The sequence below is a fragment of the Kitasatospora sp. NRRL B-11411 genome (assembly GCF_000721345.1).
Lineage (GTDB): Bacteria > Actinomycetota > Actinomycetes > Streptomycetales > Streptomycetaceae > Kitasatospora > Kitasatospora cineracea.
In genome coordinates this window covers 1-7,545 of sequence record NZ_JOGH01000190.1, presented here as the reverse complement: position 1 = coordinate 7,545, position 7,545 = coordinate 1, and the positions used below count along the sequence as shown (strand labels likewise).

Below are 7,545 nucleotides of genomic sequence, written 5' to 3'. Positions count from 1 at the left end.
AGCGTCAGATGTGTATAAGAGACAGCACCCACTCCTCCCGCAGCCCCCGCCCCACCCGGTCGGGAAACTCCACCCCAGCCACCGAAACCCACGTCACAGCCACCACTCCCGTCATCCGTCGATCCGCCGAACCCATCGCCAACCCGCTCCCCGCCACCGCGCCGTCACCGCGCCGCCGTCACCGCCCACTCACATCCCGAACTCCCACGGCGCGCGGACGAACGCACACCCGTCCGCCCCGAACTCCAGCGCCGCCGCCACCCGCGGGTCCCGCGCCAAGACGGCCAGATCCGTGCACACCGACGCCCCTCCGCCGCCGCCCGCCCGGTTCGCCGCCCCGCACAGCAGCCGCGCCGCCGACAGCAGCGAGGACTCGACGTGCTGCGCCCGCCCGGTCCGCTCGCGGGCCTCCAGGGCCGCCACCGTCCCCGCCGCGCAGACCAGCCCGCCCAGCACGTCGCAGACGGTCAGCAGGGTGGGCCGCGGCGGCAGCCCGTCCGGCGCCAGCAGCGCGGCCAGACCGGAGTGCGCCTGCACGGGGTAGTCGGTGCTCAGCCCGGGCCCGCCGCCGCTGGCCTGGGCGTACACCAGGCCGGGGCGCAGCGCGGCGACCGCCGCGGCGTCCAGCCCCAGTCCGGCGACCTTCGCGGGCGCCAGGCTGTGCAGCAGCACGTCCGCCCCCCGCACCAACTCCCGTACCGCAGACCGTCCTTCCGCACTGCGCAGGTCCGCCTCCAGCACCCCCTTGCCGCGGTTGAGCGCCGCGAACCGCGCCGACACCGCCACCCCGCCGCCACCCGACACCGTCATCGGCGGCACCCCGCGCAGCGGGTCCCCGCCCACCGGCTCGACCCGCACGACCTCGGCCCCCAGCAGCGCCAACACCCGCCCGGCCACCGGCCCTTGGACCCGCCGGGCGATCTCCACCACCCGGACCCCGCTCAACGGCCCCTTCCCGAAACCGAATTCGGGCTCGCGGACCGGCCCCGCGACCCCGCCCGCCCGCAGCCGCCACGGCAGCCCGCCCAGCACGGCCGGCCGCGCCGCCGCCACCGTCAACTCCACCCCGCACCCGGCCGCGATCCGCACCAGCCGCCGGTAGCCGACCGCCCGCGTCGCCGCGAACAGCTCCTCGGGCAGCGGGCAGGAAGCCGTCCCGTACCGGGCCTGGAACGGCAGCCAGGCCCGGCCCACCACCCGCCGCCCGACGCCGAGTTCGGACCAGAACCGCAGCCAGCCGTCCGCCGCCAGGGCCTCCAGCTCGAACCGGACCCCGTCTGCCGCGACGAACGGCGGCCCGCCCACCCCGGACGGCTCCGCGCACTCCCGGTCCGGGGCGGTCGCCGCCGCCAAGTACTGCGCCAGCCCGAACAGTGCGGCCTGTGCCACCGAGACCCCCACCTCCCGGTACGCCGCCCCGAACCGCCGCGCCCGCAGCGCCGCCAGCGCACCCGTCGCGGCCAGCACCCCGGCCGCCACCGACGCGAAGTCCACCCGCAGCGGCGTCGGCGCCCCGTACCGCCGGCCGTGCACGTGCATCACCCCGCACGCCGCCTGGACGTCCGCCTCACTGCCGAGAGCCAGCCCCAACGGCCCGGCCCAGGAGATCCGACAGCCCAACTCCCCGCCCACCTGCAGCAGTTCACCCTCCACCACCCCCACCCCGCACCCGCGCAACAGCCCGGCCGCCACCTCCCGCGCCACCACCGGCCGCAGCGCCGCAAGCAGGCCCGGCCCGCCGCCCACGGCCGCCCGCCCGCCACTCACGGCCGCCGCCCGCGCACCGCGTACACCACGTTCGAGCAGGCCCGGAACCGCGGGTCGCCGAACAGCCCGCGCAGCTCGGCGAGTTCGTCCTCCGTCAGCCCCTCCCGCAGCAGTGCCTCCCGCAGGTGCCAGGTGTTGTGCAACTGCATCTCCAGCTGCGGCGTCCCGGGGGCGAGCGTGCCGATCCGGGCCTCCGCCTCCACCTCGACGAACCCGGCCCGCACCAGCGCACCGGCGCACTCCCGCCCCCACCCCTGGTGCGAACCGCGGGCCCGGAAGGCCCGCAACTTCGCCTGCTGGTACCGCTCGTACAGCTCCCGGGCCCGCTCGTCGGGGACGGTGAGCACCGGCGCGTACTCGGCGTCGAACTCCAGCAGGTGCAGCACCCCGCCGGGCCGCAGCGCGGCGAACAGCCGCGCCAACACCGCCTCCCGCTCCGGCAGGTGGGACAGCACCAGCCGGACGTGCACCAGGTCGAACGCCTCCTCCGGCAGCGGGTCCCGCACCACGTCGTGCTGCCGCACCGCCAGCCCGGGCCGGGCGGGCACCGGCAGCGGCACCAGGTCCGTGGCCACCACCGAGCCCCCGGGTGCGACCTGCTCGGCCAGCCAGACCGCGACGCTCCCCGCCCCGGCGCCCACGTCCAGGCACCGCATTCCGGGCCCGACCCCGCCCGCCCGCAGCCGGCCGACACTGATCGGGTCGAGCCACGCCGCCAGGCACCGGTGCTGCCCGGCCGCGTGCGCACTCCCGTTGTCGAACAGGTACGACCCCCCGGCCTCCCGCACCGCCCCGCCCCTCACGCCCGCCCCACCGAAGCCGAAGCCGAAGCCGAAGCCGAAGCCGAAGCCGAAACCGAAACCGAAGCGGCCCCCGCACCCGCACCCGCTCCTGCCCCCGCCGCGTGCGCGAGCACCCGCTCCGCCGCCAGCTTCCCCGACCGCACCGCCCCCTCGCTGCTCGGCCGCAGCATCACCCAGTCCCCGGCGTACTCCACCGCCCGGGTCGGCCGGTCCAGGAACGCGGCCCGCTCCCGGACGGCCGCCGGCGCCCCCTGCGGCAGCCCGAGCGGGAAGCGGTGCACCAGCGTCCGGACGGTGGCCGCCCGCAGGCCGGGCAGGAAGCGCTCGGCCTCCGCGCAGAGCGTCTCCACCACCCGCTCGTCCGGTTCGCCCAGCAGCTCGGGGGAGACCCACGGCGAGGCGAACACGCTGACCAGCCCCTTCCCCGCGGGTGCCCGCCCGTCCGCCTTCAGGTGGTCGAGGATCAGCCCGGTGCAGACCCGGCTCTCGCTCTCCGGCACCGACATCGCGTAGCTCGGCGCCCCGGTCGGGCTGGGCAGCGGCCGGTCCAGCAGGCAGGCCACCTTGAGCATTGGCGCGTACGTGCTCGCCGCCAGGTACGGCCGCTCCCCGTCCGGGAGGTCGTCCCCGCGCAACTCCAGCGCCAGCGGCGCGGGCACCGCCAGCACCACCTGCCGGGCCCGCACCCGCGTCCCGTCCGCGAACTCCACCCGCACGCCGGCCGCCCCCGGACCCGCGCCCGGCTCCTCCCGGACGGCGGCCACCCGCCGCCCCAGCTCCACCGGCAGCCGTTCGGCCAGCCGGCGGGCCAGCGTGTCCATCCCGTCCCGGTAGGTCATCCAGCGCGCCCCGGCCCCGCCCACCGACAGCAGGGTGGCCACCATCGGGGCGACGGCCGAGCTCTCCGGCCGCCAGCCGAAGCAGTGGCTGGAGAGCGGCTGCAGCATCGCGGCGAGCAGTTCCTCCCGCCCCGCCGAGCCGGCGCAGTACTCGCTCAGCGTGGCGTCCCGGCTGGGCGCGGTCTCCGGCCGGTCGGGGTCGAACCCCCGCCAGACGGTGCCGAGTTCGGCGACGAAGCGCAGCCACGCCCAGCGTCCCCGCCAGGACAGCCCGGCGCCGGTCAGCAGGCCCTTCGGGTGCCCGAGGTGGGCGTGCGCCCGCCCGCGCCGCCACAGCGCGAACCCGGGTTCGATCACCGGCACCTCGGACTCCGGCACGCCCACCGCCCGGATCAGCTCCCAGGTCGCCTCGTACCCGGCCCCGGCGATGGTCTCCGCGCCCTCGTCGAGCAGCCACCCGTCCACCCGGCTGGAGGCCATCCGCCCGCCGACCCGGTCGCCCCCCTCGAAGACCCGCACCGACCGCCCGGCCGCCACCAGGTGGTGCGCCGCGGCCAGCCCGGCGATCCCCGCCCCGACCACCGCGACATCGACCTCGCCCGAACCGCTCGCCTCGTCCGAACCGCCCGCCGCGTCCCAGCCGTCTTCCGCGCCCACTGCGCCCACTGCGCCCTCCGCCCTCGTCACGTCAACTCCCGCCCTTCCCGGCCGCGTTCACGTCCACTGCCCGGTCCCGATCCCGGCACTGCCGGCCAGCACCCGGGCCCGCAGTTCGTGCCGCCGCACCTTCCCGGTGGCGGTCCGCGGCACCGCGTCCCAGCCGACCACCAGCGGTTCGGCCAGCGGCGGCAGGTCGCGCACCGCGTCCCGCCAGCGCGCCGGGTCGAGCCCGCCGTCCGCGGTGACCAGCACCGGTTGCGGGCGGCCGTCGGCCACCGACAGCAGGACGGCCTCCTCGACGTCGGGGAGCCGTTCGTGCAGCACGTCCTCGATCTCGACGCAGCTCATCCCGGGCACCATGTCGACCTCCCGGTCGAGCACCAGGACCCGGCCGTCGCGGGTGCGCACCCCGAGGTCCCCGGTGTTGAACCAGCCGCGGTCGAGCTTGCGCCCCCACCGCTCCGGCTCGCCCAGGTAGCCGAGGCAGAGCGCCCCGGTGCGGGCGTACAGCATCCCGGTCTCGCCGGGCGGCACCGTCCGGCCGGGCCGGGCCGGGTCGGCGACCTTCACCCGCACCCACCCGGGCACCGGCCGCCCCAGGTCGCGGGTGGTGGGGTGCCGCCCGGCGGGCCCGGCCAGCGCCCCGCGGGTCAGGAACCGGAAGCTCAGCGGCCCGGTCTCGCTCTGCCCCCACCCCTGCATCCAGAGCGGATGCCGCCGCCGGGTGGCGTCCAGGAAGGTCCGCACGGTCGGCGGGTGCATCGCGTCGAAGGTCGAGATGAACAGCCGCACGTCCCGGAACGGATTCGACCCCGCGGCCCCCGCGGCCCCCGTCGACCCCGCGGCCCCCGTCGAGCCTGCCGACCCAGCCGACCCCGCCGCCGGTTCCGCCAGCGCCTGCCAGCGCACGTAGCTGGACGGCAGCGCCTCCATGACGGTCGGCGGGTGGCTGCGCAGCAGCGCGGCGGCCGTCGACGGGTCCGAGTCGGGCAGCAGCACGACGGTCTGCGGGGCCCGCCAGAACGCGCTGACGGTCCAGGTCAGCGCCCGCCCGTGGGCGAACGAGACGGCGCTGGCCACAGTGTCCGCGCGGCGCACCGACAGCACCGGCCAGGGGCGCGCCTCGAACGCCGACAGCCGCCGGATCAGCGTCCGGGTGGAGTGCACCACCAGTTTGGGGACGCCGGTGGTGCCGGAGGTGTGGATGACCGCCAGCGGCTCGTCCTCCCCGCGCCCGCGCACCGCCGGCACCGGCCCGCCGCGCAGGTCGTCCACCGCCAGCGCGCCCTCGGCGGGCCCGTCCAGGCAGACCGTCCGCCCGGCCAGCGCGGTCAGTTCCACCCCGGCGGCCCGCGCCCCGCCGAGCACGTCCCGCTGGGTGACCAGCACGTCCGGCCGCAGCCGCCGCAGCAGCGCCGCCAGCCCGTCCGGCGGCACCCGGTCCGACAGCAGCGCGGGCACCGCCCCGATCCGGGCCGCCGCGCAGGCCAGCAGCACGTAGTCCCAGTGGTTGCGCTTGACGACCGCCACCGACGACCCGGGCCCGGCCCCGGCCGCCACCAGCCAGGCCGCGGTCTCCCGCACCAGCTCGGCCACCTGCCCGGTGTCGTACGCGGTGCCCCGCTCCGGCGCCAGGTCCAGCGGACGCCCCAACTGGACGTTCACCGAAGGACGTTGCTCGGCCAGCGTGTCGAACAGCGGCCCCAGGTCCAACGGCAGCCGCCCGAACAACACCCCCGTCCCGCTGCGCCCCGCCCCGCTGCGCCCCGTCCCGCTGCGTCCCGCCCCGCCGGTCACAGCCCCGCCGGTCACAGCCCACCGCCGAACACCGCGAGGCCCAGGTCCACGCCGACCAGCAGCGCGCAGCACACCCGGTGCAGGTGGATCCCCAGCCGGCGGGCGAGCAGGATCTCGCCCCGGACGAACCCGAGCACCCACTGCCGGGCCCGCAGCGCGATCACCGGCGCCATCACCAGCGGGAACCACCACGGCGCGACCCCGACCGCCGCCGAGCCCACCAGCAGCACCGCCTCCAGCGCCGAACACCCGGCCACGAACGCCGCGTTGCCGCGCGGCGGGAGCAGCACCGCGGCGGTCTTCCGGCCCACCGCCCGGTCGCCGGGGATGTCGTTGGTGTTGGAGTACACGCCGAACAGCAGCGGGCCGAGCCCGAACACCAGCGCCTGTACCACCGCGAACCCGTCGAACCGCCCGGTCAGCAGCCCGTACAGCGGGAGCACGAAGAACCAGCCCAGTGCGGCCAGGAAGAACTCCTGGAAGCCGTTGTAGCTGATCCGCAGCCACCAGGTGTACTGGAACCCGAACACCGCCAGCGCCGCCGTCCCGGCCACCGCCCACCAGGGCCGGGCGGGCGCCGCCGCGACGGCCGCCGCCCAGCACAGCACGCAGGCCGCGACCGCCGCCCACCCGAACCGGATCGCCTGACGCTCCGTCAGCGTCCCGGCCACCAGCGGCTTCCGGGCCAGCCGCCGGGCGGGCGCGTCCGGTCCGTAGTTCACCGCGTCGCTGCCGTCCCGGTACCCGGTGACGTCGTCGAAGGTGCACATGGCCGCGCTCATGGCGACCTCGCCCGCCAGGAACAGCACCAGCACCACCAGGACCGTCCCGGCCCCGCCACCCGCCCCCGAGGCCAGGACCATCGCGGCCACCAGCGGGACGCTCAGGTAGTAGTCCCAGATGTCGAGCTTGGCCAGCCTGGCGTACGCCCGCCAGGGGATCGGGGCCGCCTCGGAGGCAGCGGGAAGTGCGACGTGCTCCACGGGAAACGCAGTCCTCTCGACGGCGGCCGCAACCCGGGACGCGACTGCCGCGGGGGGCCGGAGACAACGAGCCGACCGCACTGACGGTGCGCCAATTCGCCGCGACGGACGAGGAGTCGGCGCTCGTCATCATGACACAGTGCGACCGTTCGGCCGCATTCCTGTCATCAGACAAAAAGCGGGCGATCGGCTTTTCCGTCGACCGCCCGTGCGATCATCCGACCGCTTTTCCGCAATTCCGTACTACGCGGAGAAACTCCCCGCCCCGCCCGGCACGTGCGTCCCGTAACCCGGCTGCACCACCACCGACGGGCCGAGGCAGAACGGGTTGCCGTACACCTTCACCGGCCGGTCCGTCTGGTTGGTCAACACGTGGGCCAACGTGGGAAGTTGCTGACATCCGGCCGGGTCGACGTAGGTGTCCAGCGGCTGCGCCTCGGTCGAGAACACCACCACGTCGCCGACCGCCGGGCCCCCGGCCGCCGGAGCGGGCGCCGCCAGTCCGAGCACCGAACCCGCAGCCATCAGGGAAACCAGAATCGCTCGCACAATCATCCTTAATGAACAGTCAACTCCCGTGCCCTTCACGGGACCACCCCATCGCTACCGTGCGCACACCTCCGAATTCCAACGCCGCCCACCGGATTCACCCGCCCGGCCGGACCGCACCCCCGCCCGCCCCGCGCCGACCGCACC

General features: G+C 76.4%; 6 protein-coding genes. All 6 read right to left on the bottom strand.

Going from position 1 to position 7,545, the window contains the following annotated elements; translation table 11 throughout:
• Nucleotides 1–189: 189 nt before the first annotated feature.
• Nucleotides 190–1,767, bottom strand: coding sequence for a CoA transferase (locus tag IH44_RS0137945; protein ID WP_198545107.1), 1,578 nt, complete (start codon nt 1,765–1,767; stop codon nt 190–192).
• Nucleotides 1,764–2,555 (bottom strand): class I SAM-dependent methyltransferase, encoded by a 792-nt coding sequence (locus IH44_RS0137940; protein WP_030464406.1) that lies wholly within the window; start codon nt 2,553–2,555, stop codon nt 1,764–1,766. Before IH44_RS0137940 ends, IH44_RS0137945 begins: the two co-directional genes overlap by 4 nt.
• Before the next feature lie 11 nt (nt 2,556–2,566).
• Complete coding sequence (locus IH44_RS0137935) at nt 2,567–4,075, bottom strand: NAD(P)/FAD-dependent oxidoreductase (RefSeq protein ID WP_198545106.1); 1,509 nt, start codon at nt 4,073–4,075, stop codon at nt 2,567–2,569.
• Between the two features lie 48 nt (nt 4,076–4,123).
• Nucleotides 4,124–5,803, bottom strand: a complete 1,680-nt coding sequence (locus IH44_RS0137930) for a class I adenylate-forming enzyme family protein (RefSeq protein ID WP_030464404.1) — start codon at nt 5,801–5,803, stop codon at nt 4,124–4,126.
• 74 nt (nt 5,804–5,877) lie between these two features.
• Complete coding sequence (locus IH44_RS0137925; RefSeq protein WP_030464403.1) at nt 5,878–6,849, bottom strand: UbiA family prenyltransferase; 972 nt, start codon at nt 6,847–6,849, stop codon at nt 5,878–5,880.
• A 243-nt stretch (nt 6,850–7,092) separates the two neighbouring features.
• The gene (locus IH44_RS0137920) at nt 7,093–7,374 is read right to left on the bottom strand and encodes a hypothetical protein (RefSeq protein ID WP_232795251.1); all 282 of its coding nucleotides are present in this window, start codon (nt 7,372–7,374) and stop codon (nt 7,093–7,095) included.
• Nucleotides 7,375–7,545 lie beyond the last annotated feature (171 nt).